Here is a 24750-nt window from a genome sequence, read left to right as displayed (position 1 = left end):
GCCAGAGTTCAGGAGAAGACACCGTCAGACAAACTGCCCCAGGAAGCGCAGGTCGCCATCGTAGAACAGGCGCAGGTCATTGATGCCATAGCGAAGCATCGTCAAACGATCGGGGCCCATGCCGAAGGCAAACCCAATGTACTTCTCGGGATCGATATTGACGTGGCGCAGGACGTTCGGATGGACCATGCCGCAGCCGGCGATTTCCAGCCAGCGCCCCTTGAGGGCACCGCTCATGAAGGCCATGTCGATTTCGGCAGACGGCTCGGTAAAGGGGAAGAACGACGGGCGGAAGCGCACCTGCAGATCGTCGCTCTCGAAGAAACGGCGCAGAAAGTCGCCGATCACCCCCTTGAGGTCGGCGAAGCTCACCTGCTCACCAACCCAGAGGCCCTCGACCTGATGAAACATCGGTGAATGCGTCGCATCCGAGTCCACACGATAGACGCGTCCCGGAGCGATCACGCGGATCTCGGGCATGGTCTCCGCGCCGGCATACCGGGCGACGTGCGCCTGCATGTAGCGCACCTGGATCGGGCTGGTATGCGTACGCAGCAGGATCCCCGGCGCCACTCCGCCATTCTCGTCCTGCAGATAGAAGGTATCGTGCATCGAGCGCGCCGGATGATCCTCCGGTGTGTTGAGTGCCGTGAAATTCTGGAAGTCGGCCTCGATCTCCGGTCCATCGGCAACCTCGAAGCCGATTGACCGGAACAGCCCTTCCATACGCTCCAAGGTTCGCGTCACCGGGTGCAGTCCGCCACGCGCCTCGCCACGGCCCGGCAGGGTCACATCCAGCGCCTCCTCGGCCAGTCGAGCTGCGAGCGCCATCTGGCGGAGCGACTCGCGGCGGGCATGCAGCGCCGACTCGACCGCCTCCTTGACGCGATTTATTGCTGCGCCAACGAGCTTGCGCTCGTCCGGCGGCAGTTTCGCCAGTCCCTTGAGCAATCCGGGAATCTGGCCGTTCTTGCCAAGGAAGGAAGCCTTGATCTGCTCAAGCGCGTCAGGGTCGTCGGTCGCCGCGAAGGCGAGCAACGCGTCCTGGATGATTTGGTCGAAATTTTGCATGGTTTACCGAAAAAAGGAGGCTCGCGCCTCCTTTCCCGAGATCGGTCGAGCTAGCCGTCGAGCTGAGCCTTGGCCTGCTGGGCGAGAACCGCAAAAGCCGGCTTGTCGAAGACCGCGAGGTCGGCCAGCACCTTGCGATCGACCTCGACCTGCGCCTTCTTCAGACCGTTCATGAAGGTGCTGTATTTCATCCCCAACTCACGAGCCGCCGCATTGATGCGGGCAATCCAGAGACTGCGGAACTGACGCTTCCTTTGGCGACGGTCGCGATACGCGTACTGGCCTGCCTTCATCACCGCCTGCTTGGCGACGCGATAGACATTGTTGCGGCGACCGCGGTAACCCTTGGCGAGGGCGAGAATCTTCTTGTGACGCGCGTGCGCCGTTACACCACGTTTGACTCGGGGCATCTCTTATCTCCTCACGCGTACGGCAGCATGGCACGAACCATGGCCTTGTCAGAGGCATGCACCTCGGTCACCCCGCGCAGCTGGCGCTTGGTCTTCGTGTCCTTCTTGGTAAGAATGTGTCGCTTGAACGCATGCGAGCGCTTGATGCGGCCGCCGGGACTGATCGTGAAGCGCTTCTTCGCTCCCGACTTGGTCTTCATTTTGGGCATGGAATGCTCCTGTTTATAAACATGCTGCCAGGTGTCTCCCGACGGGAGCACTTTCGACCCGGCACCACTTGTTTTTGCTGCTGAAGGTTGAAACGAGTGCTACTTCTTCTTGCTCGGCGTCAGCACCATGACCATCTGGCGGCCCTCCATCTTGGGCATCTGCTCGACGACCGCCATCTCCTGCAAGTCGGCCCGTATCCGCTCGATCTGACGCATGCCGATATCCTGGTGGGCCATTTCCCGACCGCGGAAGCGCAGAGTTACCTTGACCTTGTCTTCTTCTTCGAGAAAGCGCGTCATGTTGCGCAGCTTGATCTGGTAGTCATTCTCGTCGGTACCGGGACGGAACTTGACTTCCTTCACCTGCACCTGCTTCTGCTTGAGCTTGGCCTCGTGCTGACGCTTCTGTTCCTGGTACTTGAACTTGCCGAAATCGACGATGCGACAGACCGGCGGTTGCGCCATCGGGGCAATCTCGACGAGGTCAAGGCCTGCTTCCTCGGCCAGCGACAACGCTGCCCTGACACTCATGACTCCCAGTTGCTCGCCTTCCTCCCCGACGAGACGAACTTCCGGTGCGTTGATCTCTTGGTTAACGCGTTGCGCCTTTTGCAGTGCGATGGGTCCACTCCTTGTTTCGACAAAAGTCAAGCCGTGCCACTACGCGACGCAACTTCCTCGAGAAGTTGCCGGATCAGGGACTCGAGCGACATTTGCCCCAGATCCTGCCCACCGCGTGTGCGCACGGCCACCAGATTGGCTGCCACTTCCTTGTCGCCAACGACGACCTGATAGGGCAGCTTGTTCAAGCTATGTTCCCGAATTTTACGGGTAATTTTTTCGTTGCGCAAATCCGCTTCGGCGCGCAGGCCGGCGCGGCGAAGCGTCGCCGCCACCTGTTCGGCATAGTCGCCTTGTTTCTCGGAGATATTCAGTACCACGACCTGCATCGGCGACAGCCACAAAGGCATGGCGCCAGCATAGTGTTCGATGAGAATACCGATGAAACGCTCGAGCGAACCGAGGATCGCCCGGTGCAGCATGACGGGAACGTGGCGGTCGTTGTCTTCGCCGACATAGTGCGCGTCGAGGCGTTCCGGCAAGGCGAAATCAAGCTGCAAGGTGCCGCACTGCCAGACCCGCCCGAGACAGTCCTTGAGTGAAAACTCGATCTTCGGACCGTAAAAGGCGCCCTCTCCCGGTTGCAGATCGTAGGCCAGGCCCTTGGCAGCCAGCGCCTCGGCAAGAGCCGCTTCCGCCCTGTCCCACACCGCATCGGAACCGATGCGTTTGTCCGGGCGTGTCGACAGCTTGACGAGGATGTCGGTGAACCCGAAATCGGCATAGATCTTTTCCAGAAGATCGATGAAGGCCGCCGTTTCCGGCAGAACCTGCGCTTCTGTACAGAAAATGTGGGCGTCATCCTGCACGAAAGCGCGTACACGCATGATGCCGTGCAGAGCGCCGGAAGGCTCGTTACGATGACACGAGCCGAACTCGGCCAGCCGCAACGGCAGGTCCCGATAGCTGCGCAAACCCTGATTGAAGATCTGGATGTGGCCGGGACAATTCATCGGCTTGATCGCGTAGTCGCGGTTCTCGGACGCCGTGGTGAACATGTGCTCGGCATAGTTCTGCCAATGGCCCGAGCGCTCCCACAACGTGCGGTCCATGATCATCGGCGTCTTGACTTCACAATAACCGTTCTCGCCAAGCAGACGACGCATGTACTGCTCAACTTCCTGCCAGATCGTCCACCCTTTGGCGTGCCAGAAGACCATTCCCGGTGCCTCGTCCTGCAGGTGGAACAGATCCAGTTGCCGCCCCAGCTTGCGATGGTCGCGCTTTTCCGCCTCCTCGAGCAGGTGCAGGTAGGCGTCCTGATCTTCCTTCCGAGTCCAGGCGGTACCGTAGATCCGCTGCAGCTGCTCGTTGCGATGATCGCCGCGCCAGTAGGCACCCGCCAGCTTCATCAGCTTGAACACCTTCAGTTTGCCTGTCGACGGTACGTGCGGGCCGCGACAGAGGTCGACGAAATCACCCTCGCGATAGAGCGACACTTCCTGGCCGGGCGGAATGGCATCGATCAACTCGGCCTTGTAGTGCTCGCCGATCGACTTGAAGAAAGCGATGGCCTCATCGCGCTGCCAAACTTCCCGCTGCACGAGCAGATCGCGGCGGGCGAGTTCGGTCATCCGCTTTTCGATCGCCGCCAGATCCTCGAGCGTAAACGGGCGCTCGCAGGCAAAGTCATAGTAGAAGCCGTTTTCGATCACCGGGCCAATCGTCACCTGCGCCGCCGGGAAGAGTTCCTTGACCGCGTAAGCCATCAGGTGCGCGGTCGAGTGCCGGATCACTTCGAGACCTTCGGGGTCCTTCTCGGTGATGATGCCCAGATGCACGTCGGTATCGATGCGGAAGGAGGTATCGACCAGACGACCATCAATCTTGCCGGCGAGGGCCGCGCGCGCCAGACCGGCGCCAATGCTTTGCGCCACCTCGGCCACGGTGACCGGCTGCGCGAACTCCCGTTGAGAACCGTCAGGCAGTGTGACAATCGGCATAGGGCAACCTCAGAAGAAATGGAAAAGCCAGAGGTCTGCTCTGGCTTGAAGGTGTCCGACACGCGCGCTGGTCGCCCAAGGCCGGCCCCGCGGCGATCTCGCCGTGCCCTTCCTGGGTCAGACCGCCGGAACCCACGGGACCGGACGTTCGCGCCAACGACTGGCGACGCCGGAAGCCACGGAGACATGGCGGCAGCGCGACAAGCTCACCAGCAAAATCAGCATTCTAGCACAGTGACGGGCCGGCACCCAAGGCGCCAGAGCTCGCAACTGACGGGGATTGGCCCTTCGCTACGGCAGACCGTCACTCCTGGCGGCCCGGCTGGACCAGTTCCACGCAGAAATCCGCCTCGTATGGCGGCACATGGACTTCGATGATCGAGCCCGGAGCGACGTCGAGACGAATTCCCGTAACGTCGGCATGAATCGGCAGCAGGCTGACGCCGCGGTCGACAAGAACGACGCTGCGGATCAGCCCCGCGCCCCGCGCCGCCAGGAACTGCACGACCCGCAGGAGCGAATGGCCCCGGTAAAGGACATCGTCTACCACCACCACCGTCTTCTCCGCCAGGGCTACGCCGGCCGGCACCTGCCGCTCGGTCAGGCGCGTTTCCGGATACAGCAGTGCAAGGTCGTCGCCGTAGCGCTTCACCTCGAGGTCCAGCCGCCAGGCAGAGCGAACTCCCAGCTTGTCCAGCCGTTCGGCCAGCCGCGATGCCAGCGGCACACCGCGCCGGAGAACACCAACCAGGACGATATCGGCGTTGCCACCGAGCAGACCCGTCAAGCGTCTGGCCATACCGTCGAGCACCACATCCAGTTGTCGTTCGTCGTAAAGACAAGAGCGCGCGTTCCCGTTCATCGGCCGATTATGCACAAAAAACCGGCTGCCGTCGCGTGCCGCGGCAGAACGCCGCGACGATCGCGTACAGGCGGTCCTGTCGCGGTGTGGTCTTCACCCTCGGGCAAGCGCAGGCTCTCCCGCGAGGGCTGAGCACAGGGTCGGGGCTGGGTGTCGTGCGGACACCCGCCATCGATGGAACGACGTCCACAGGCTGAGCAAAATGGTTTATGCTGCCCACGACCCGACCACTGACCGATGATCTGCGCGCTGCCGTTACCGGAATAGGGACCGCGCACAGGCGCCGAGCCGTCGCCGCGCCGGCGAACGCTCCGTGGCGGCAGATACCGTTCAATCCAGGAGGAATGCCCCATGTCCATCCACGTCAAGCGCTTGTCCGTCATAGCCGGCCTTGGTGCCCTGCTCGCCATGGCAGGCTGCGACTCCAACTCGTCGTACGACCATCGCTACGACGATTACTCGTACGACCGCTACCCGTCATCCGACCGCAACTCGGCGTACGAGCGCGGCTATCGCGATGGCGAACGGGCGAGTTTCAACCAGAACTACAACTCTCGAGACTACCGAGAAGGATATGACCGCGGCAGGAAAGAAGCCAAGCGGGACAGCAAGGAACGTAGCCGCGACCGTAACGACTACCGGCATTCGAACGATTACCGCCCGCCTAGCGACTACCGCCCGCCGAGCGATTACCGTGGCGCCCCGGGTGGTGTCCCATCAGCCCCGAGCACCTACGGGACGAATGACGGCTGAGAAGAGACCGTTCGCCACGATGAAAGAAATGATCTCCGGCAACCCCTGCCCGGTCTTCATGTTGCTGAAGACAAACGGCCGCTCGCCACGCATGCGACGGCTATCGCGCTCCATCACCTCGAGCGAGGCACCGACCAGCGGCGCCAGATCGATCTTGTTGATCACCAACAGGTCGGAGCGGGTAATCCCCGGCCCGCCCTTGCGCGGTATCTTGTCGCCGGCAGCGACGTCGATGACGTAGATCGTCAGGTCGGAGAGTTCGGGGCTGAAGGTCGCCGCCAGGTTGTCGCCACCCGATTCGACGAGAACGATCTCGATGTCGGGGAAGGTCGTCGTCAGCCGGTCCACGGCTTCGAGGTTGATCGAGGCGTCCTCGCGGATCGCGGTGTGCGGGCAACCACCGGTTTCGACGCCGAGAATGCGCTGCTGCGGCAGCGCCGCATGCTGGACGAGGAAGCGCGCGTCTTCGGCCGTGTAGATGTCGTTGGTCACCACACCGAGGCTGTACCGATCACGCAGGGCGAGGCACAGGGCGAGAGTGAGCGCGGTCTTGCCTGAGCCGACCGGCCCGCCGATGCCGATACGCAGCGCGGGTCGCCGGGTGATGGGCGCGTCGTGGTCTTTCATGATCGGAAGAGTCTCGAATACTGTGTTTCGTGGCTGCTCGACGCCAGCGCGAGACCGGGAGCGAAGTTACTCCATGCCGCTTCGGGAAGTTCGATCGCCTGCTCCGCCAGCACTGGAATGCGGCCACCGAGCGCCAACAGCAGACGCTGCCCGGCTGCCTGCCCGAGGGGTACGCTCTTGAGCGCGGCCATGACCTGGTTTTCGCACCAGGACCAGAGATAGGCGGTCAGCGAGTCCACCGTCGGTATCTCCCAGACCGCGCTGGCGAGTGCCCAAGCGGTTGGGAAAGCCACTTCAGGCATGGCATCGAGCGTAGGCGGCACCGGAAAGTCCTCGAGATCGTGCAGCAGGCGGCGCAGCGAATAGCCCATTTGCACCGTCTCGGCGCGCAACTCGGACGACTCGCGACTGGCCAGGAAGTCGGCATTCAGCCGCTCGACCTCAGCCGTCTGGCCAGCCGCCCAGGCGCGCTGCAGACAGGCCGCCAACGGTGCTTCGAAGCGGCCGACGGCGTGCTCCAGCAGCCCAGCGATCCATTGCTCGCCAGTCGCCTGATCGTGTACCAGACCGGCCTCGACCGCCCACTCGAGGCCTTGCGAGTACGTGTAGGCGCCAACCGGGAGGGCCGGGCTGGCGAGTTGCAGGAGGCGAGGCAGGGCAAGATTCACTTGAACTCGTGGATCTTCGCCGGCGAGCGATGCGCGCCATGCCCGGGGTCGTGCGCAGCGCGTGGCGAGGCGGCCGTCGCTTCGCGCGACGGCCGGTAGGCGTGCCCTCCTCCAGCAGCGTGGGCATGGCTGCCATAGGCACCGCCCTCGGGATCGAAAGCCGCCTGCACCGCCTCCACCAGACAGCCGAGCCCGATCAGCATTTCGGCCAGAACATGATCCGGCTGAAAGCGCAGGCAGCCCTCGGCCAGTTGCACGGGAACGTGCCGGTTGCCGAGATGATAGGCGGCGCGGGTCAGTTGCAGGCTGTCAGCGGCGCGGACTTCGAGCAGTTCTTCCGGAGCGGCTTCGACCGCGACAACACGCCCGCTGCCGGTCAGCAGGCGATCGCCGTGGCGCAGGACGGTGCCGGCAGGAAAAACGTAGCCCAACTCCTCGCCGCTCGCCAGCATCACGCGCTGCCGGCTCTTGCGACGAGCGTCGTAAGGCAATACCAGGCGGTCGCTGGCCGGGGCCCCGGCTGCGGCAAACGATTCGGCAAAAAGCATCCGCCCCTCAGAAGAGAAAGTAACGTTGCGCCATCGGCAGCACGCTCGCCGGTTCGCAGACCAGGAGTTCGCCGTCGGCGCGGACGACATAGGTTTCGGGGTCGACGTCGATCTTCGGCGTCGCGTAGTTATGCACCATATCGGGTTTGCCAATCCCGCGCGTCCCGCGAACGGCGACCAGCGGCTTGCTCAACTGCAGCGCCGCCACCTCGGGATTGGCGAGTGCCGCCTGTGAGACGAAGGTCACCGAAGTTCGCAGCGCCCGCCCGAAGGCGCCGAACATCGGCCGGTAGTGCACTGGCTGTGGCGTCGGAATCGACGCATTGGGGTCGCCCATCGCCGCCGCGGCGATCATCCCGCCCTTGACAATCAACGACGGCTTGACGCCGAAGAAAGCGGGCTTCCAGAGCACCAGATCGGCGAGCTTGCCGACTTCGATCGAACCGACGAGATGGCTGATGCCATGCGTGATCGCCGGGTTGATCGTGTACTTGGCGAGGTAACGCTTGACGCGGAAGTTGTCATGCGCGCTCGCCGGATCACCCGCTGCGGCGGGCAGGTGGCCACGCTTCGCCTTCATCTTGTGCGCCGTCTGCCAGGTGCGGATGATCACTTCGCCGACGCGGCCCATCGCCTGCGAGTCGGACGACATCATCGACAGCGCGCCGAGGTCGTGCAGGATGTCCTCGGCGGCGATCGTCTCGCGCCGGATGCGGCTTTCGGCGAAAGCGACGTCCTCGGCGATCGCCGGGTCGAGGTGGTGACAGACCATCAGCATGTCGAGGTGTTCGTCGACGGTATTCACCGTGTAGGGCCGCGTCGGGTTGGTCGACGAGGGCAGGACGTTGGTCTCGCCGACGGCGCGCAGGATGTCCGGTGCGTGGCCGCCGCCGGCACCCTCGGTATGGAAGGTGTGGATCGTTCGCCCCTTGAAGGCGGCAAGCGTCGTTTCGACGAAGCCCGATTCGTTGAGCGTGTCGGTGTGGATCGCCACCTGCACGTCCATCGCGTCGGCCACCGCCAGGCAGTTGTCGATCGCCGCCGGCGTCGTTCCCCAGTCCTCGTGCAGCTTGAGGCCGATGGCTCCGGCGCGCACTTGCTCGCGCAAGGGTTCAGGAAGCGACACGTTGCCCTTGCCGAGGAAGCCGAGGTTCATCGGAAACGCCTCGGCGGCTTCGAGCATGCGGTGGATGTGCCAGGGTCCGGGAGTACAGGTGGTTGCGTAGGTGCCGGTCGCCGGGCCGGTGCCACCACCCAGCATCGTCGTCACGCCCGACATCAGCGCCTCGTCGATCTGCTGCGGGCAGATGAAGTGGATATGGCTGTCGATGCCGCCGGCGGTGACGATCATCCCTTCGCCGGCGATGATCTCGGTGGCGCCGCCGATGGCGATCGTCACGCCCGGCTGAATGTCCGGATTGCCGGCCTTGCCGATGGCAGCGATGTGGCCGCCCTTGATGGCGATGTCGGCCTTGACGATACCCCAGTGGTCGACGATCAGCGCATTGGTGATCACCGTGTCGGCGACTTCCGCGGCGACCTTCTGGCCCTGCCCCATGCCGTCGCGGATCACCTTGCCGCCGCCGAACTTGACCTCGTCGCCATAAACGGTGAGATCCCGCTCGACCTCGATCCACAGATCGGTGTCGGCGAGGCGGACGCGGTCGCCGACGGTTGGCCCGAACATTTCGGCATAGGCCTGGCGCGAGATGCGGACGCTCATTCGAGGGCTCCCATGACAGCGGCAGTGAAACCGTAAACCCGGCGATCGCCGGCGAGCGCGACGAGTTGCACGCTGCGCGTCTGCCCGGGCTCGAAACGCACCGCCGTACCGGCGGCGATGTCGAGCCGGAAGCCGCGCGCCGCCGCTCGATCGAAGGACAGCGCGGCGTTGGTCTCGGCGAAGTGGTAGTGCGATCCGACCTGGATCGGTCGGTCGCCGGTGTTGGCGACGACGAGCCCGATCGTCTCGCGACCAGCGTTGAGCTCGATCTCGCCGGGCTGGACAAGTATTTCTCCGGGAATCATGGCTCGCCTCCTCAGATGATCGGGTGATGGACGGTGACCAGCTTGGTGCCGTCGGGAAACGTCGCTTCCACCTGAATGTCGTGGATCATTTCCGGCACGCCTTCCATGACGTCGTCGCGGGCAAGCAGCGTCGTGCCGTAACTCATCAGTTCGGCTACCGTCCGGCCATCGCGGGCGCCTTCGACGATGGCCGCGCTGATCAGGGCGACGGCTTCCGGGTAGTTGAGCTTGAGACCGCGCGCACGCCGCCGTTCGGCGAGCAGCGCGGCGGTAAAGACCAGCAGCTTGTCCTTCTCTCTCGGTGTCAGTTCCATTGCTCCCTTTCAGCAGAATCAGGTACTCCAGAGGCGTGGCGGCACGGCCACCCGGGCCAGCGCCAGCGGCCGCAGGCGCTGCCAGACTTCGACCAGCCACGCCCTTGCCGGTTCGGCGGCCGGCCCAAGGCAGCGCGCCACCAGCACGCCGGGCAGCGCCGTGACGCCGGCCCGCAAGCCGGCGGCGAGCGGCACGGCGCGGCACGCCGCCAGCCATTCCGGCTCGACCGGGCGGCCGGCGAGCAGCAGCGTCCCGCTCACCGGCAGGCCGCCGAGGCCGGCCGTCGCGGCCAGCCACGGCGAACCGCCACGCAGACCGCCCCGCTCGATCCACAGCGGCCGCCCGGCCTGCTCGATGCGCGTCGCCAGATCGAGCCCACCGTGAGTGTAACGCTCGCCGCAGGCGGTCCGCCCCAGGCAGAGAATGTCCCAGCCACAGTACAACGCCCCGGCGGCCAGTTCGACCCGCGTCTCCAGCTCGGCCTCGGCGCCGTCGAAAACGATCGTTTCCTGCGGCAGCCACTCGACGATGGCCTGCTCGTCGACGCGCACATGCAAGGACTGCCGCGCGCGCCGGCCGCCGGAACGATACCACTTGCCGGCACCCGGTGTCGTCAACTGCGCATGCGCCCCCGCCGCCGCGGTCAGCACGACTTCCAGACTGTCGCCGCCGGCGATGCCGCCCGGCGGATGCAGGACGATCGCCTGGCAGACCGCCGGCCCCTCCGGGTACAGCGCCTTCTGCACGCGCAGCGGCCCGAAGTGTTCGCAGCGGGCCAGCAGCGTCCGCTCGCCGCGCCGCTCGAAACCGAGCGTCAGGCGTCCCGGCCAGCCCGGCCGTGCCGCTTCCTCGATCGCCCGCACGGCGCCGGACGCCAGCCGCAAGCTCTCGCTCAATCCGCCCACCGCCGCGCGCGCGCCGAGCCGAGCGACGACAGTGCGCGCGCCAGCCGTGGGGCCGGCCGCGCCGGGGAGAGCAGACGGCCGCTCATGATCTCGCCGAAGAGATGTTCGGGCAGAGCGAAAGGATCTTCGTGGAGCGCGGGTTTCTCCTGCCATGGTGCCGTTCGAACGAACGGCGGCGGGCCGGCGTCGCCGGCTTCGAGCACCGGGGCAGATCGGCAGGCACATCGCGTAAGGCGAGCTTCGGCATGGCTTGGGCAGTGACATCGCAAGGACGGCACTTTAGCATCGGCCAGCCGTGTGCAGGCGAAATGCGGCTGCGGAGCCCGCCAGGCGAGCGCGTCTTCGAAGCGCAGGCTTCGGGAGCGGCGATGTTTCGCGCCAGCCGCGCCGCTCGCCGGCGTCGATAGCCGGCGACAGCTTTCTCTGCCCAAGAACCCGCTTGCCGCAGCGGCTGTCACACGGCGGCCACGCCGGCCGCCGCGATGGACACCGGCCCGACGTGCCGCTAAGATCAAACAGGAAGATATGAAGCGGGCGCGCCGGACGCGCGCGTCGGTTCTTCGCGAACGCTCGAGTGCCAGCGCTCGGGTGCCAGATCGACGGCCCGGATGAGCGACGAATCCTGCAGGGGATCCGGCATTCCTGGCGCAGAAGAGCTTCCCGTAATCCCTTCGAGTAACCTTGTCGCTGCTCGTCAATACGCCGATCATGTGTAACTCACCGCAAGGACAGCTCAATGACCATGCGCAGCCGTCGGCACCCTGGCTCATCGACCAACGACGGGACGCTGCCTGTCTCGCCAGCCCGGATGGCGGGCCCATGAGCACAAACATTCACCATCGCTGGCAGCGCTACTGGCTGCCTATGGGCGCCAACTTGAACCTCGACGTGGATGGTTTCCTGCCCGATCCGGAGTGCGAGTTCGGCCGCCACTACAATCCGGAGTTGCGCCGGCTGGAAGCCTTGCGTGCCATTCCGCTCTTGATGCTGCTTGGCGAGCCCGGCGCGGGAAAATCCACGCTGATGCAGGACGAGGCGGACGCACTCGCGGCAGCCGGTCAGGCCGTCCACTCTCTGCGGCTCAATGAGTACAGCTCGGCCGATCTGGTGCCCGCCGCATTCGACTCGCCAAGCGTGCTGCACTGGCGACAGGGAGCGCACAGGCTCTACCTGTTCCTCGATGGTCTCGACGAGTGCCTCCTGATCATTCCCAACGCCGCCCGCCTGCTGCTGCGAGCGCTCAGGGAATTGCCGCGGGACAGGTTGCTCCTGCGTTTGAGTTGTCGCACGGCCGAATGGCCATACGGTCTTGCCGATGAACTCGGTGCGCTATGGCCCCGCGAGAACGCCGATGTCGAACGGCAAGCAGACGAGCAGTGCCAGACTGCAGCGAACGAGGCCGGCGCGGCCCCCCGTGTCTACGAACTCGTGCCGCTGTGCCGGCGCGACGTCGAAAACGCGGCGCGCGATTACCAGATCGATCCGGCAGGTTTCCTGCAGCAGGTTCATGACCTGGAGATCGCGACCTTCGCCGCCTTGCCCAACACGCTGCGCATGCTGTTGAAAATCCAGAAGCAGAACGATTGCCTGCCGGCCACGAAACAGGAGATCTTTCGCCAGGGCTGCCGCCTGCTGGCGGACGAACTATCTCAGAGTCGACTTCAGGCCGCTTTCCGAGGTCGCTTGAGCACCGACCAGCGCCTGGCAATAGCCGGGCGTATCGCCGCCATGCTGCTGTTGGGAAACAGGCAGTCGGTATGGCTGGGACAAGCACTGGAAGTGGCGCCGGATGACCTGTCGCCCGCAGAGATCCTCGGCGAGAACGAACGCGCCGGCAGGCTGCGTGTCCGGGTCGATGACCAGGCGCTGAAGGAGGTGCTGAACACCGCCCTATTTACCACCCGCGGCCATCAGCGATTGGGCTTCGGGCACCAGAGCTGGGCCGAGTACCTGACCGCCGACTATCTTGCCGAGCGCGTGGCAGACCCCGAACGACTGCTCGCATTGTTGCGCGGCGGCGGCGACCCGCGCCTACCGCCGCGACTGTCGGAACTGACGGCCTGGTTGGCGAGCCTCTCGCCCGCGCTGTTCGACATCCTCGTGGCGACCGAGCCGGCGCTGCTGCTGCGCGGCGATCTCGGGGCGCTCGATGCGCCGCGCAAGGCGAGGCTGCTCGATGAACTGCTGCAAGCCTTCCGGCGCAATGAGGTGAATTTGTGGGATCGGGAAACGCGTCCTCATTTCCGCAAGCTGGCGCATGCCGGCCTCAGCGAACGGTTGCGGCGCTGGCTGCCAGACCGCAGTTTGCCCGAAGACGTGCGTGCCGCCGCTCTGCAGATCGCCTCCGCCTGTCGGGCAGACGAACTGGCGGAGCTGGCGGCCAAGCTCGCGCTCGATGACGACGAAGCGCCGCGCATTCGCTACGCGGCTGCGAAGCTGGCGGCCGAACTGGGCGATTGCGCGGTCCTGGCTCGCCTGCGTTCGCTGGCGATCGGAACCTCCGCGACGAACCAGGAATTGCGGTCGCTCCTCCTGACCCGTTTGTGGCCGCATCATGTCGATACGCGGGAACTGTTCGACGGTTTCGGCAGAGACGGCGATTGGCAATGCCTGGGCCCCTACCGCTATTCTCCGGGGAAACTCGTCGATCGTTTCGGCCCGTCCGACCTCCTTGTCGCGCTGGATTGGCTGGAGGCGAGCGAGCGCTCACCTTTCGATTTCGGTCATGACGACCTGGCAAACGCCATCGTCGCCAGAGCCTGGCAGTGTTTGGACGACCCCGCCATTTGCCGGGCCTTCGCACCGGTCGCATGGCGGTGTCTGCAGCGTTACGAGAAGCTGTTCACCCGCCGTAGCGAAACGGCTGACGGTGCGCACCCCTTTGCGTTCGACGCCGGGAAGCGCAGGAGGCTGGTGCTCGCCATCCTTCCTCTGGTCAACGACCCGGCAGAGCAACTCGTGCCGCTCGTCTACGCGGAGAATCCCCTGCTGCTCCCCGAAGACCTGCCCTGGCTGCTGGATCAATACGAAGCGACCGCCGATGAGCAGCAGAAGACGCGTCTGGCCTCCTGCCTGCGGAGGGTGTTTTCACCGAATGCCGACAACGACTGGACGAACCGGCTGTTTGAAGCGGCCTGCCGGGATGCTCCCCATTCTTTCTCTCCGCTTGCTGATGCCGTCGCTCCCTTAGTCGAGCCGATCTGGCTCGGCACGGACGCCGAAAGGGACGCCCGGGAAGCGCACGCGCGTCAACTTGAGTTCGAGCAGAGGAGATCGCAGGGCGAGCGTCGGCTGGACCCTCCACCGGCAGAGCGGGTGCAGAACGCCCTCGACGACCATGCGTGCGGCGATACCGGGGTCTGGATGCGGTTATGGCAGGAACTGAGCCTGAAAGACGGCGCTGCGGGATACCCCGTTTTGCCGTTTACGCCCATTCTTAAGACGCCTGGCTGGGAGCGCGCCAACCCGGCGCAGCGAATGAGAATCCTCGATTGCGCCCAGTCGTGGGCGACGGCCATTTCGCTTTCCGAGCTGGGGATCGGCTTGCCCGACGGAGAGATTTCCTATTCAGACATCGCCACCCACCTTGCCCTCGCGCTGCTGGGACATGAACGGGCCGGCTGGCTTGGTGCAGCCACGGAAGAGCGATGGTCGGCGTGGCTTCCCTCCATCTTGTCGTATCCCTTTGAACCCAGCGCCCCTGTCCGGGGTAGGCTGCTCAGGATAGCCAGCGAGAGGTTTCCGGATCGCGTGCTTGCCGAAATCGGCCAGCAACTCGACAAGGAAGTTGCCGTGGAAAGTCGCCACTTCACCGGCCTCGGTGACCTGCAGGCAGTCTGGTCACCGCAGGCAGCGGCAATGGTCCATGCCTACCTGCAGCGGCTGACCGACCCGGACCAGCGCAAGGCTTTCCTGAAAGTGCTGCTCAACCGGCAAGATGCGACCGCGGTCAGTCTGGCCTTGACCGAGTTCGCGGCAGCGGTCGACTCGGGAGCCGCGGAGACAGGTCGTTCTCTCGAACTCGCCGAAATGCTGATGGAGCATGCACCGAGTGCGGCCTGGCCGCCGCTGTGGGCGAGGAGCCAGCAGGATCCCGCGTACGGAGAAGCTCTCTGGAGCAAGCTGGCAGGTCGATACCACTGGCTTGCCGCGCTGCACGAGTCGCAGTTGGGTGATCTGTATCTCTGGCTCGAGGAGCGCTTCCCGGCGGCCACCGATCCCGTACGCCCAAGCATGCAGGTCTATTCCCCCACCAGCCGCGATCACGTCGCCCGCCTGCGCGACGGCTGTGTCGGACAGCTCTCGGCAGCGGCGACGGTTCAGTCGGTCGCCGTCCTGCAGAGCTTGTGCGATCGATTTCCCGGACAGCACGGGTTGGTAGAAAGCCTGCTCTCTGCCCGCTCGGCCCTGCGCGAAAGGAATTGGTGTCCAATCCGCCCATCAATGCTGCTGCAGTTCCTCGAACGAACCGACGCACATCTCGTACGCAACTGCGCGGAACTGACCAACGCGGTCCTGGCCTCGCTCGCGCGGCTACAGAGACTGCTGCAGGGAGACACGCCACTGGCGCCTTTCCTATGGAACGTGGAACGGGACCAACGCTCCGGAAGGCCGAAGGGCGAGGACCGGCTGTCGGATTTCGTGCTGCATCATCTGCGACGTGATCTCCCCGGTTCGGTCATCGATCGCGAGGTACAGGTGAGGAATCTACGGGAAAGCGGGATCGGCGAGCGCACCGACCTCAAGGTCGAGACTCGGGCGGCCGACGGCTCTCCTCTCGTACTGATCATCGAGACCAAGGGCTGCTGGAACGAAGACCTGATGAGCGCGATGGAAAACCAGTTGAAGGAACGCTATCTTGAAGCGCTCGACACCGCGCATGGCATCTATCTGGTCGGCTGGTTCGGCTGCGACTTCTGGCTGGAGGGGCCGAAAAAGCGAGCGTGCCTGCGCCATGCTGAAAGCTCGGCCGCGCTCCTGTCAGAGCTTGAACGGCAGGCAACCCGGTTGTCGAGCGATAGCTGTCGAATCGTCGCGATGGTTCTGGACATCGCCCACCCGGCGCCGTAGCGCGAGGGACCGGCGGTCTTGTCCTGCGGCGAGTTCACCAACTCAACAACTTTGCAACCGCTCCGCCTGCCTCGCCACCCAAGGGCGAGCGGCCGGCTGGCCTTGTCTTCCGCCGGCGCCGGCAAGCTTCGGCACCCCCACCGCAAGGTGAGGGGCTGGCCCGCAAGGGTTCAGGACATGCGTTGCCGCTTCAGCGGATTGCGCGCCGGCCGGGCGAGCCGAAGCGCCGCGGAGGCGCCTCATTCTCCAGTGGCAACGGCGCGATAGCTGGCCAGTTCGGCGAGATGGTCGCTTTCGATCATCGCCGCGAGTTCGGAGTGGGCCTTGAACACCTGCATCGCCGGCACCTTGAACTTCGTCTTCCGCCAGCGTTTCTTGTGCTCGAAGTCCATGCGGATCCACCCGCCGGTGGTGTCGTCATCGACGATGAAGATCGGCCGCCGCTCCCACTTGATTCCGGGGTAGAGCGCATGCTCCTGCAGCGGGTGATCGGGTGGCAGAGCATTCCTGATCTCGGCAATGCAAAGGTCGATGTATTCCATCGGGACCATCGTCCAGGGGGATTTGATTTCGAGTGTTTCTTTCATTGATCGCTCCGCGGGAAAACGGGGTCTGGGGTCTGGGGTCTGGGGTCTGGCTGCGGGCTGCTGGCAGGGCGTGTGCCATCGTCGGAGAGGTCGCCGGGGACCGGCGCGGCGCCGTCACGAGTCGCCGCCGGGCTTGGCGCCGGGGTCGCGCGCCAGACAGTCGGCGATCTCGTCGTCGCTCCGGCCCATCTTCTGCAGCAGGGCGACGGTGTTGGCTCTCACTATCTGTGAGTTGGGGTGCTCGCTGCCGAAGCTGGCGACGAATATTCGCCGCGCGCGGCGCATCAGCGGCTCGGCTTCGGCCAGGCGGTCGGTGGCCTGCAGCAGTTGGGCCAGGTTGTTGAGGTGGATCGCGACCCTGGGGTGCGCGTCGCCGAAGCTCGCCTCGTCGATCGCCAGCGCGCGGCGCATCAGCGGCTCGGCTTCGGACAGGCGGTTGGTCGCCTGCAGCAGTTGGGCCAGGTTGTTGAGGTCGATCGCGACCGTGGGGTGCGCGTCGCCGAAGCTCGCCTCGTCGATCGCCAACGCGCGGTGCAGCAGCGGCTCGGCTTCGGCCGGGCGCTTGGTCGCCTTCAGCAGTCCGGCCAGATTGTTAAGGTGACGCGCGACCCTGGGGTGCGCGTCGCCGAAGCTCGCCTCGTCGATCGCCAGCGCGCGGCGCAGCAGCGGCTCGGCTTCGGCCAGGCGCTTGGTCGCCCGCAGCAGTTGGGCCAGGTTGTTGAGGTGGCGCGCGACATTGGGGTGCGCGTCGCCGAAGCTCGCCTCGTCGATCGCCAGCGCGCGGCGCATCAGCGGCTCGGCTTCGACCAGGCGGTTGGTGTCCTGCAGCAGTCGGGCCAGGTTGTTGAGGTCGATCGCGACTTCGGGGTGCGCGTCGCCGAAGCTCGCCTCGTCGATCGCCAGCGCGCGGCGTATCAGCGGCTCGGCTTCGGCCAGGCGGTTGGTCGCCTTCAGCAGTTGGGCCAGGTTGTTGAGGTCGCGCGCGACGTTGGGGTGCGCGTCGCCGAAGCTTGCCTCGTCGATCGCCAGGGCACGGCGCATCAGCGGCTCGGCTTCGGCCAGGCGGTTGGTCTCCTGCAGCAGTTGGGCCAGGTTGTTGAGGCGGATCGCGACTTTGGGGTGCGCGTCGCCTAAGCTCGCCTCGTCGATCGCCAGCGCGCGGCGCAGCAGCGGCTCGGCTTCGGCGTAGCGTGCCTTCTCCAGCAACAACAAGCCAACTTGATTGAGCAGCCGGGCCGTGGGATCGGCGATTCCGGCCGCGTCGGCATAGCGAGCGACGGCCAGTGCGTGCGGCGCCAGCGCGTCGAGCAGCGGCCAGTCGCGGACATCGCCGGGATCGCCGACGAAAGCCGCATCGACCCAGGCCAGCGCGGCGCGCAGCGCGGCGGCGGCGGCCGGCGCCGTATCGTCGCGCGGGCGTCGGCTCACTTCCTGCAGCAGCCGGTGGATCGTGAAGCTCGGCGCGTCGCTGGCGCGCCGGACCAGCGAATACGACTCCAGTTCCACCAGCGCGGCCAGGCTGTCGGCCGGCGCGCCGGCGGTCGCGCGCGCCTCGCCGGCGTCTTCGGGTACGGCGACGGCGAGCAGCGATTCGGGAATCGGCTCCGGCGCCAGCCAGGCGAGACGCTGCAACAGCCGCCGCGCCGGCTCGCCGACTCGGTCGAAGCTGGTCTGCCAGGTGATCGCGACGCTCTTCGGGTACTGCATCAGGCGCGCGTCGTACCAAGCGAGCACCTTCTCACGCTGGCTGTGCCATTCGGCCAGGTACTCGGCGAAGTTCAGCCGGCGCTGCGCGATGTAGGCGCCGGCCTGTTCGAGCGCCAGCGCCAGGCCCCCGAGTTCGTCGGCGAGCTGCGCCGCCAGGGCGGCATCGTCGGTGCGCGGGCGCCGCCGCTCCTGGCTGCGCGCCACCAGGAAGTTGGCGGCGTCCTTGCGCGCGAGCACTTCGAGCGACGGCAGCGCCAGGCGGCCGCTCCAGTGGGCGAGCCGGCTGGTGAGGACGACGTGGCCGCCGGCGAGTCGCGGCAGCAGCGCCTCGGCCGCCGCCGCGGCGTCTTCGGAATCGACGTTGTCGACGATCAGCAGCCAGCCGGGGTGGGTGCGCAGCCAGTTCAGAACAGCTTCGTACTGGCGGCCCTCGTCGGTCTCGTGCCGCTCCGGGAGATCGAGGACGCTGGCGCTGCACAGCGCGGCGAGGTGGCGCTGCAGCGCCGCGGGCGACTCGGCGCCGACGAAGAGCAGCGCGCTGTAGTCATCGGCGCGCCGCCACGCGTATTCGAGCGCCAGGCGAGTCTTGCCGACGCCGCCGATGCCGTTGATGACGCGCGCGACGACGGCGCTGGGGCTCGCCGGGATACCGCCGAGACTGACGGCGAGGTCGGCGAGCGCCGCGTCGCGGCCCTTGAAGAGAGCGCCCAGGCTGCCGAACGGCAGGTTGGCCGGCCGCATCCGGACGCCGGCGCGCGCGAGGATTTCGTGCAGCTTCGAGCGGAGCAGCTCGACGGCGAGGCGGTCGGCGTTGGCGAAGCGGATTTCGGGATGGCGCTCGACTGCCGCCAGCCGCGCCAGGTGCGCCTGCTGCGCGGCGCGCTGCGCTTCGTCGCGGCGGTAGCCCGCGTCACGTGGCGCCGCGTCCTCCGGCACGGCGATCAGCAGCGTCTTGCCGTGATAGAGCGCCAGCCACGCCTCCCACTGCGTGTAGGAGAGCGCCGGCGCGCCGTCTTCGAGGAAGGGCGCGAGCGGCGGCAGGCGGCGGCCGAGATCCGGGTACCGTTGCCGGATCAGCGCCAGCGACGACGGCTGCGCCAGCGCGCCGGTCAGGTCGCCGACGAGGTGGATGACGGCGTCGCAGCCGGCGATGTAGGTGTCCAGCTTGTCGAGCGTTTCGCTGCCCGTCGGGATGAAGTCTTCCTGGACCCTGACGGTGACCCCGGGGCGTTCGAGGTCATGACGCAGCGCATCGCGATAGCTGCGGAACTCGCTGCCGACCGCCGAAACGAAGAGGCGGTACGCATTGAGCAGATCGGGGAAACGCGCCGCGAGCAGACTCGCCTCCTGATCGAGGCCGCCCTGGCGCAGGAAGCCGAGCGCACGCAACAGCAGGTCTTGCGCTTCGGCTTGCGTCAGTCCCTGCTGCCGACCGCGCTGCAGCCGCTCGATCGTTGTCGCGGCCAGCGAGCGCAGCTCCGCCGGGTCGAGGCGCGTGTCGATGGCCCCGCGTTCGCGCGCGCCAAGCCGGTCGCCTGCCGCTTCGGCGGTTCTGGTGGTTTCAGCGATCTCGCTGAGCTGCAGCTTGACGAGAAACCACGAATCGAGGTCGGGGACGAGGCGAATGAAATCCTCGGCGAGGTGCGGCGGCAGCCACCAGATCTGGCGCTGCGGCTGCTCGCCGAGGGGCTCGCGCTTGAGGTTGAAGCGGTAGAGCGCTTCCCGGCGTTGCGCGCTGTCGAGCGGCAGAGCGCTGGCGAATCCGTCGATCGAGACGGCGCCCGGGGCGAGCGTCGAAAGGTGCGCCAGCAGATCACTGGCCAGTGCCGAGGCGTCGGCGACCGTCTGCAGGGTGATCTCGTGCAGCAGAATGCCACGCGCCGCCAGGTCCTCGCGCAAGCCTGCTACGACGCGGCGGCGGGCGCCTTCGCTGCTGAATTCGACGCGCGCCAGGCCCGAGTCGCTGCGCTCGCACCAGAGGACGAGCCGCTGGCGGACGTCGGCGATGCTGCCCAGAGGCGGCGATCTATTCGGTTCCACCGGGCACCCGACCGGAGTCCGGGCGGGCAATCCTGTTCTGGCGAACGAGCAGGTCCACCACCAGCGGATGCACGCCGAACCAGCGCTCGCCGTTGAACTCCTGCACGGCGCGCGAGCGCAGCAGCGAATAGAGCACTGGCGCGGGAATCTTGGCTTCCGGATCCCCTTCGTAGATGCGCAACATCCGTTCCGCTTTCGCTTCGTAGGCGATCGGCCGCGCCTTGCCATCGGCTCCGGTTTCCTGGTCGTACTGGCTTTCGCCGAGCTGGCGCTCGTAGTCGGTCCGCAGTTGCCGTATGGCGCCGCTCACGTCGTCCGCCTCGATCCGCTGGCCGCCCCGAAGCAGCGCCGTATCGCCGGCGCTGGCGGTCATCGCGAAGAGGTTGCGGAGGTTGCCGCCGGACGCCTCGATCAGCCGTTCCATCTCGCCGGCGGCAAAGAGTTCGGGCCGCATGCGGGCTTCGAGGACGGCGCGGATGGCCGCCCGCCCGGGCTCGTACGGTCGATGCTCCCGGTCGAAGACCATCGTGTCGGGGAGGACGAAGAGTGCGCTCTGCGCAACCGGCAAGGAGCCGGCTCGCGGCGAGTAACCGAGCGTGATCGGAATGGTGAACAACAGCTGGGCGTCGAGTTCGCGAATGGCGTTGGCGTAGGTGACGAAGAGATCCTCGGTCTGCTTCGGCGAAATCCCGGCCTTGTCGAAATCCTCGAAGATGAACAGCCACTCGTGTCCGGTCGCCGCACGCAAGAGGTCGTTGCAGTGCACGAGCAAGCGGTTGGCGGCGCCGATCAGTTCGTCGAGGCGGCTCAAGCGGTAATTCACCTTCTGCCGGTCGCGCACGCTGGCATATTTGATCTCGCCCTTGATGTTGGCGAACAGACCGGTGAGTTTGGCCCACAGGGTGTCGCCCGCGACGCCGGCGCCGGCCGCGGCCTGCGCGGTCGTCTCCGTCCGGCTGCTCACCATATCCTTCTCGCTGGCGAACCAGTCCTCGATGTCCTTCAGGTAAGCATCGTCGGGTCGCCGACCGGCGCCGGCGGGTTTGTTCTCCGCCGTGCGCCGGGCGACTTCGATCATCATCAAGAGAACGACGTCGAAGGGCTGGAAGCTGATCGGGTCGAGGCTCTCGCTCGCGCTCAGCCGGATGACCCGGTACTTGTCCTCGACCTCGCGCGTCAGGCGTGTCAGTTCGGTCGACTTGCCGACGCCGGCGTGCCCCATCAGCAGCGCCTTGTACGGCAGGATGCCGTGCGCCCGCTTCAAGCCTAGACTCATCCGTTCGACGACCTGACCGCCGCGCACGGCATTGATTTCCTGGCGGTAGAAGGCGGCGAAGTCGGCGGGATCGATCAGCGGTTGCGGCGACAGAGCCTTGTAGAGGTCTTCGAGCGTCTCGGCGCGTTGCAGCATGTGGTGTCCTCCATGACTCGGCGGAACCCGCGAGGGAAAGCGGGCAACGCCCGAGAATACAACGAAGGAGCCTTGCATCTCAACGATTCTGCCGGCACGCGCGATCGACGCGCGCGGGATTCTGCGGCGAACGGGTCGATCCGGATCAGTGGGAAGCGAAGCGGGCGAGCATCGGCACCGACCGGCGTGCCGGCGCCGGCACTGCCGAACGGGTCCGTCAGCGGCAGCGTGCCGCGCCGCCAGGCACCGACCGCGCCGTCAGACGGCGAGCGCCGCCAGCACCCCGTCCTTCTCCATGTCGTCGCCGCGCCCGCGCATGATGATCTCGCCACGCTCCATGACCAGGTACTGGTCGGCGAGCGAACGCGCGAAATCGTAATACTGCTCGACGAGCAGGATGGCCATTTCGCCGCTTGCCGCCAGTGCGCGGATGGCGCGTTCGATGTCCTTGATGATCGACGGCTGGATGCCCTCGGTGGGCTCGTCGAGAATCAGGAGCTTCGGCCCCATCGCCAGCGCGCGGCCGATCGCCAGTTGCTGCTGCTGGCCGCCGGAGAGGTCGCCGCCGCGCCGGCGCAGCATCTGGCGCAGGACCGGGAACATCTCGAAGATGCGCTCGGGAACGCGCGTGCCGCCGGGACAGGTCGCCAGCCCCATCAGCAGGTTTTCCTGCACGGTCAGGCGAGGGAAGATCTCGCGCCCCTGCGGCACGTAGCCGATGCCGGCCTTGACCCGCTGGTGCGACGCAGCACGCGTCAGGTCGCGGCCGGCAAACTCGATGCTGCCGCTCTTCGTCGGCAGCAGGCCCATCAGCGACTTGAGCAGCGTCGACTTGCCGACGCCGTTGCGGCCGAGAATCGCCGTCACCTTGCCGGCCTCGGCGGTGAAGCTGAGGTTGCGCAGGATGTGGCTGCCGCCGTAATACTGGTTCAGGTTGTTGATACTCAACATGGTCGTCCTAACGCCCCAGATAGACTTCGATGACGCGCTGGTCGGCCTGCACTTCCTCCAGAGTCCCTTCGGCGAGCATGCTGCCTTCGTGCAATACCGTCACCTTGCCGCCGAGTTGCTTGACGAAGGCCATGTCGTGCTCGACGACGACCAGCGAGTGCTTGCCGGCCAGCGAGAGAAACAACTCGCCGGTACGCTCGGTCTCCTCGTCGGTCATGCCGGCCACCGGCTCGTCGAGCAGCAGCAGCTTCGGCTCCTGCATCAGCAGCATGCCGATCTCCAGCCACTGCTTCTGTCCGTGCGAGAGCAGGCCGGCCAGGCGATCGGCGTGCGCCGACAGGCGAATCAGCTCGAGGGTCTCGGCGATCCGGTCGCCGGCGGCGGAGTCGAGCAGCGCCAGAAGGCTGCACCAGACGCGCTTGTCGGTCTTCATGGCCAGTTCCAGGTTCTCGAAAACCGTGTGGTTCTCGAAAATCGTCGGCTTCTGGAACTTGCGGCCGATGCCGATGTGCGCAATCTCGGGTTCGCTCAGTCGCGTCAGGTCGATCGTCTGGCCGAAGAACACCGTTCCCTCGTCGGGCCGTGTCTTGCCGGTGATGACGTCCATCATCGTCGTCTTGCCGGCGCCGTTCGGGCCGATGATGCAACGCAGTTCGCCGGCGTCGATGGTCAGCGACAGCTTGTTGAGAGCGCGGAAACCGTCGAAGCTGACCGTAATGTCTTCGAGATAGAGGATGACCTTGTGCGACAGGTCGAGCTGGCCGGGTTTCAGTACGTGCCCGAGTTCGGCCGTGCCGCTGTCCCAGTCCGGGTTGTCCTGGTCCGCCAGGTGAAGTTCGCCGGCGTTCATGCGCGCACCCCTTTGGCGTCGCCCGCGACCGCCCCGGCATCGTCGTTGCGGAATCGCCCGCGCAGCTTGAACCACAGGCCGACGACGCCCTGCGGCAGGTAAAGGGTGGCGACGATGAACAGCGTGCCCAGGAAGAACAGCCAATATTCGGGGAAGCTGACCGTAAACCAGCTCTTCGCCAGATTGACGATGAACGCCCCAATGACCGGCCCGATCAGCGTGCCGCGGCCGCCGACGGCCACCCAGATGGCGATCTCGATCGAGTTGGCGACGGACATTTCGGACGGGTTGATGATCCCCACCTGCGGCACGTAGAGCGCGCCGGCAAACGCGCAGAGCATCGCCGACAGCGTCCAGACGAACAGCTTGTACCACAGCGGGTTGTAGCCGATGAACATTACCCGCGACTCGGCGTCGCGGATCGCCGTCAGGACTCGGCCGAACTTCGAGGTCACCAGATAGCGCGCGAGCAGCAAGGTGCCGATCAGCGCCAGAGCCGACAGCGCGAAGAGGACGACACGCGTCTCCGGCGCGGTGATCGAGTAGCCGAGAATGCGCTTGAAGTCGGTAAAGCCGTTGTTGCCGCCGAAACCGGTTTCGTTGCGGAAGAAAAGCAGCATTGCCGCATAGGTCAGCGCCTGCGTGATGATCGAGAAGTACACGCCCTTGATGCGCGAGCGGAAGGCGAAATAGCCGAAGACGAAAGCGATCACCGCCGGCACGACGAGCACCAGCAGCGCCACCCACAGAAAGCTGTCGCTGCCGGCCCAGAACCACGGCAACTCCTTCCAGTCGAGGAAGACCATGAAATCCGGCAGATCGCTCTGGTAGCTGCCGTCACGCCCGATCTGGCGCATCAGGTACATGCCGAACGCGTAGCCGCCAAGCGCGAAGAAAAGGCCGTGCCCGAGCGAGAGGATGCCGCCGTAGCCCCAGATCAGGTCCATCGCCACAGCGACGATGGCGTAGCAGAGGATCTTGCCGACCAGCGTGATGAACCAGGTCGACAGATGCAGCGGGTGGTCGGGCGGCAGCGCGAGGTGCATCACCGGCACGGCGACCAGCGCGAAGGCGGCGAACAGGCCGACGATCTGCCAGGTGCGCGCGTCGAAGCTGCGTCCGAGGCGAACGATGAAGGGCACGGGTACCGGTGAAGGGTTCATGATCGCTTTTC

The 24750-nt window shown here is 65.9% G+C and carries 22 protein-coding genes; 2 read left to right on the top strand and 20 right to left on the bottom strand.

Going from position 1 to position 24750, the window contains the following annotated elements:
- Window positions 1–24: 24 nt before the first annotated feature.
- From pheS to CAP2UW1_RS06015, 6 genes are all read right to left on the bottom strand, one after another.
- Window positions 25–1071, bottom strand: coding sequence for a phenylalanine--tRNA ligase subunit alpha (pheS, locus tag CAP2UW1_RS06040; protein ID WP_015765778.1), 1047 nt, complete (start codon window positions 1069–1071; stop codon window positions 25–27).
- Window positions 1072–1121: 50 nt separating this feature from the next.
- The gene (gene rplT, locus CAP2UW1_RS06035) at window positions 1122–1481 is read right to left on the bottom strand and encodes a 50S ribosomal protein L20 (RefSeq protein ID WP_015765777.1); all 360 of its coding nucleotides are present in this window, start codon (window positions 1479–1481) and stop codon (window positions 1122–1124) included.
- Window positions 1482–1492: 11 nt separating this feature from the next.
- Window positions 1493–1690 carry a 50S ribosomal protein L35 gene (rpmI, locus tag CAP2UW1_RS06030; protein WP_015765776.1) on the bottom strand — a complete coding sequence of 66 codons (198 nt, stop codon included), beginning with the start codon at window positions 1688–1690 and terminating at the stop codon, window positions 1493–1495.
- A gap of 99 nt (window positions 1691–1789) precedes the next feature.
- Window positions 1790–2341, bottom strand: coding sequence for a translation initiation factor IF-3 (gene infC, locus CAP2UW1_RS06025; RefSeq protein ID WP_015765775.1), 552 nt, complete (start codon window positions 2339–2341; stop codon window positions 1790–1792).
- Entirely contained in the window at window positions 2338–4254 is a 1917-nt protein-coding gene (gene thrS / locus CAP2UW1_RS06020; protein WP_015765774.1) for a threonine--tRNA ligase, read from the bottom strand. The genes infC and thrS overlap by 4 nt, the downstream gene beginning before the upstream one ends.
- A gap of 304 nt (window positions 4255–4558) precedes the next feature.
- On the bottom strand, window positions 4559–5116 hold the full coding sequence (locus CAP2UW1_RS06015; protein ID WP_015765773.1) for a bifunctional pyr operon transcriptional regulator/uracil phosphoribosyltransferase PyrR: 558 nt from the start codon (window positions 5114–5116) through the stop codon (window positions 4559–4561).
- 351 nt (window positions 5117–5467) lie between these two features.
- On the opposite strand from CAP2UW1_RS06015, the gene CAP2UW1_RS06010 reads away from it, so the two are divergent.
- Window positions 5468–5869 carry a hypothetical protein gene (locus tag CAP2UW1_RS06010; RefSeq protein ID WP_015765772.1) on the top strand — a complete coding sequence of 134 codons (402 nt, stop codon included), beginning with the start codon at window positions 5468–5470 and terminating at the stop codon, window positions 5867–5869.
- Here CAP2UW1_RS06010 and ureG read toward each other — a convergent pair.
- Genes ureG through CAP2UW1_RS25985 form a run of 8 tightly spaced genes read right to left on the bottom strand, consistent with a single transcriptional unit; the run spans window position 5834 to window position 11163 of the window.
- Window positions 5834–6496 (bottom strand): urease accessory protein UreG, encoded by a 663-nt coding sequence (gene ureG / locus CAP2UW1_RS06005; protein WP_015765771.1) that lies wholly within the window; start codon window positions 6494–6496, stop codon window positions 5834–5836. The genes CAP2UW1_RS06010 and ureG overlap by 36 nt on opposite strands.
- Entirely contained in the window at window positions 6493–7164 is a 672-nt protein-coding gene (locus tag CAP2UW1_RS06000; protein ID WP_015765770.1) for an urease accessory protein UreF, read from the bottom strand. Before CAP2UW1_RS06000 ends, ureG begins: the two co-directional genes overlap by 4 nt.
- Complete coding sequence (gene ureE, locus CAP2UW1_RS05995) at window positions 7161–7712, bottom strand: urease accessory protein UreE (protein WP_015765769.1); 552 nt, start codon at window positions 7710–7712, stop codon at window positions 7161–7163. The genes CAP2UW1_RS06000 and ureE overlap by 4 nt, the downstream gene beginning before the upstream one ends.
- A gap of 7 nt (window positions 7713–7719) precedes the next feature.
- A complete protein-coding gene (gene ureC, locus CAP2UW1_RS05990) occupies window positions 7720–9435 on the bottom strand; it encodes an urease subunit alpha (RefSeq protein ID WP_015765768.1) in 1716 nt (571 codons plus the stop codon).
- Entirely contained in the window at window positions 9432–9740 is a 309-nt protein-coding gene (locus CAP2UW1_RS05985; RefSeq protein ID WP_015765767.1) for an urease subunit beta, read from the bottom strand. The genes ureC and CAP2UW1_RS05985 overlap by 4 nt, the downstream gene beginning before the upstream one ends.
- An 11-nt stretch (window positions 9741–9751) precedes the next feature.
- Window positions 9752–10054, bottom strand: a complete 303-nt coding sequence (locus CAP2UW1_RS05980; RefSeq protein WP_015765766.1) for an urease subunit gamma — start codon at window positions 10052–10054, stop codon at window positions 9752–9754.
- 18 nt (window positions 10055–10072) lie between these two features.
- Complete coding sequence (locus tag CAP2UW1_RS05975) at window positions 10073–10939, bottom strand: urease accessory protein UreD (protein ID WP_015765765.1); 867 nt, start codon at window positions 10937–10939, stop codon at window positions 10073–10075.
- Window positions 10940–10947: 8 nt separating this feature from the next.
- Window positions 10948–11163, bottom strand: coding sequence for a hypothetical protein (locus tag CAP2UW1_RS25985; protein WP_041567726.1), 216 nt, complete (start codon window positions 11161–11163; stop codon window positions 10948–10950).
- Window positions 11164–11779: 616 nt separating this feature from the next.
- On the opposite strand from CAP2UW1_RS25985, the gene CAP2UW1_RS05965 reads away from it, so the two are divergent.
- Window positions 11780–16030 carry an NACHT domain-containing protein gene (locus tag CAP2UW1_RS05965; RefSeq protein WP_015765763.1) on the top strand — a complete coding sequence of 1417 codons (4251 nt, stop codon included), beginning with the start codon at window positions 11780–11782 and terminating at the stop codon, window positions 16028–16030.
- Window positions 16031–16269: 239 nt separating this feature from the next.
- On the opposite strand, the gene CAP2UW1_RS05960 is transcribed toward CAP2UW1_RS05965, so the two are convergent.
- The 6 genes from CAP2UW1_RS05960 to urtC form a co-directional block, all read right to left on the bottom strand.
- Entirely contained in the window at window positions 16270–16617 is a 348-nt protein-coding gene (locus CAP2UW1_RS05960; RefSeq protein ID WP_015765762.1) for a hypothetical protein, read from the bottom strand.
- Window positions 16618–16731: 114 nt separating this feature from the next.
- On the bottom strand, window positions 16732–20364 hold the full coding sequence (locus CAP2UW1_RS23565; protein WP_015765761.1) for a tetratricopeptide repeat protein: 3633 nt from the start codon (window positions 20362–20364) through the stop codon (window positions 16732–16734).
- Window positions 20351–21775 carry a hypothetical protein gene (locus CAP2UW1_RS05950; RefSeq protein WP_015765760.1) on the bottom strand — a complete coding sequence of 475 codons (1425 nt, stop codon included), beginning with the start codon at window positions 21773–21775 and terminating at the stop codon, window positions 20351–20353. Before CAP2UW1_RS05950 ends, CAP2UW1_RS23565 begins: the two co-directional genes overlap by 14 nt.
- A gap of 258 nt (window positions 21776–22033) precedes the next feature.
- Complete coding sequence (gene urtE / locus CAP2UW1_RS05945; protein ID WP_015765759.1) at window positions 22034–22726, bottom strand: urea ABC transporter ATP-binding subunit UrtE; 693 nt, start codon at window positions 22724–22726, stop codon at window positions 22034–22036.
- A 7-nt stretch (window positions 22727–22733) separates the two neighbouring features.
- Window positions 22734–23576 (bottom strand): urea ABC transporter ATP-binding protein UrtD, encoded by an 843-nt coding sequence (gene urtD, locus CAP2UW1_RS05940; protein WP_015765758.1) that lies wholly within the window; start codon window positions 23574–23576, stop codon window positions 22734–22736.
- Window positions 23573–24739, bottom strand: a complete 1167-nt coding sequence (gene urtC / locus CAP2UW1_RS05935; protein WP_015765757.1) for an urea ABC transporter permease subunit UrtC — start codon at window positions 24737–24739, stop codon at window positions 23573–23575. The genes urtD and urtC overlap by 4 nt, the downstream gene beginning before the upstream one ends.
- Window positions 24740–24750 lie beyond the last annotated feature (11 nt).

This window comes from Candidatus Accumulibacter phosphatis (assembly GCF_000024165.1).
GTDB lineage: Bacteria > Pseudomonadota > Gammaproteobacteria > Burkholderiales > Rhodocyclaceae > Accumulibacter > Accumulibacter phosphatis.
Note: the sequence above shows the minus strand (reverse complement) of the source record. Positions and strands in the feature narration are given on the sequence as shown.

What these genes read in the sequence shown, in the direction of transcription:
- CAP2UW1_RS06015 (WP_015765773.1), bottom strand. Translation starts at nt 5,116, where the DNA reads ATGAACGGGAACGCGCGCTCTTGTCTTTACGACGAACGACAACTGGAT.
- ureG (WP_015765771.1), bottom strand. Translation starts at nt 6,496, where the DNA reads ATGAAAGACCACGACGCGCCCATCACCCGGCGACCCGCGCTGCGTATC.
- CAP2UW1_RS05950 (WP_015765760.1), bottom strand. Translation starts at nt 21,775, where the DNA reads ATGCTGCAACGCGCCGAGACGCTCGAAGACCTCTACAAGGCTCTGTCG.
- rpmI (WP_015765776.1), bottom strand. Translation starts at nt 1,690, where the DNA reads ATGCCCAAAATGAAGACCAAGTCGGGAGCGAAGAAGCGCTTCACGATC.
- ureC (WP_015765768.1), bottom strand. Translation starts at nt 9,435, where the DNA reads ATGAGCGTCCGCATCTCGCGCCAGGCCTATGCCGAAATGTTCGGGCCA.
- urtD (WP_015765758.1), bottom strand. Translation starts at nt 23,576, where the DNA reads ATGAACGCCGGCGAACTTCACCTGGCGGACCAGGACAACCCGGACTGG.
- pheS (WP_015765778.1), bottom strand. Translation starts at nt 1,071, where the DNA reads ATGCAAAATTTCGACCAAATCATCCAGGACGCGTTGCTCGCCTTCGCG.
- rplT (WP_015765777.1), bottom strand. Translation starts at nt 1,481, where the DNA reads ATGCCCCGAGTCAAACGTGGTGTAACGGCGCACGCGCGTCACAAGAAG.
- thrS (WP_015765774.1), bottom strand. Translation starts at nt 4,254, where the DNA reads ATGCCGATTGTCACACTGCCTGACGGTTCTCAACGGGAGTTCGCGCAG.
- urtE (WP_015765759.1), bottom strand. Translation starts at nt 22,726, where the DNA reads ATGTTGAGTATCAACAACCTGAACCAGTATTACGGCGGCAGCCACATC.
- ureE (WP_015765769.1), bottom strand. Translation starts at nt 7,712, where the DNA reads ATGCTTTTTGCCGAATCGTTTGCCGCAGCCGGGGCCCCGGCCAGCGAC.
- urtC (WP_015765757.1), bottom strand. Translation starts at nt 24,739, where the DNA reads ATGAACCCTTCACCGGTACCCGTGCCCTTCATCGTTCGCCTCGGACGC.
- CAP2UW1_RS05965 (WP_015765763.1), top strand. Translation starts at nt 11,780, where the DNA reads ATGAGCACAAACATTCACCATCGCTGGCAGCGCTACTGGCTGCCTATG.
- CAP2UW1_RS05985 (WP_015765767.1), bottom strand. Translation starts at nt 9,740, where the DNA reads ATGATTCCCGGAGAAATACTTGTCCAGCCCGGCGAGATCGAGCTCAAC.
- CAP2UW1_RS06010 (WP_015765772.1), top strand. Translation starts at nt 5,468, where the DNA reads ATGTCCATCCACGTCAAGCGCTTGTCCGTCATAGCCGGCCTTGGTGCC.
- CAP2UW1_RS05960 (WP_015765762.1), bottom strand. Translation starts at nt 16,617, where the DNA reads ATGAAAGAAACACTCGAAATCAAATCCCCCTGGACGATGGTCCCGATG.
- CAP2UW1_RS05980 (WP_015765766.1), bottom strand. Translation starts at nt 10,054, where the DNA reads ATGGAACTGACACCGAGAGAGAAGGACAAGCTGCTGGTCTTTACCGCC.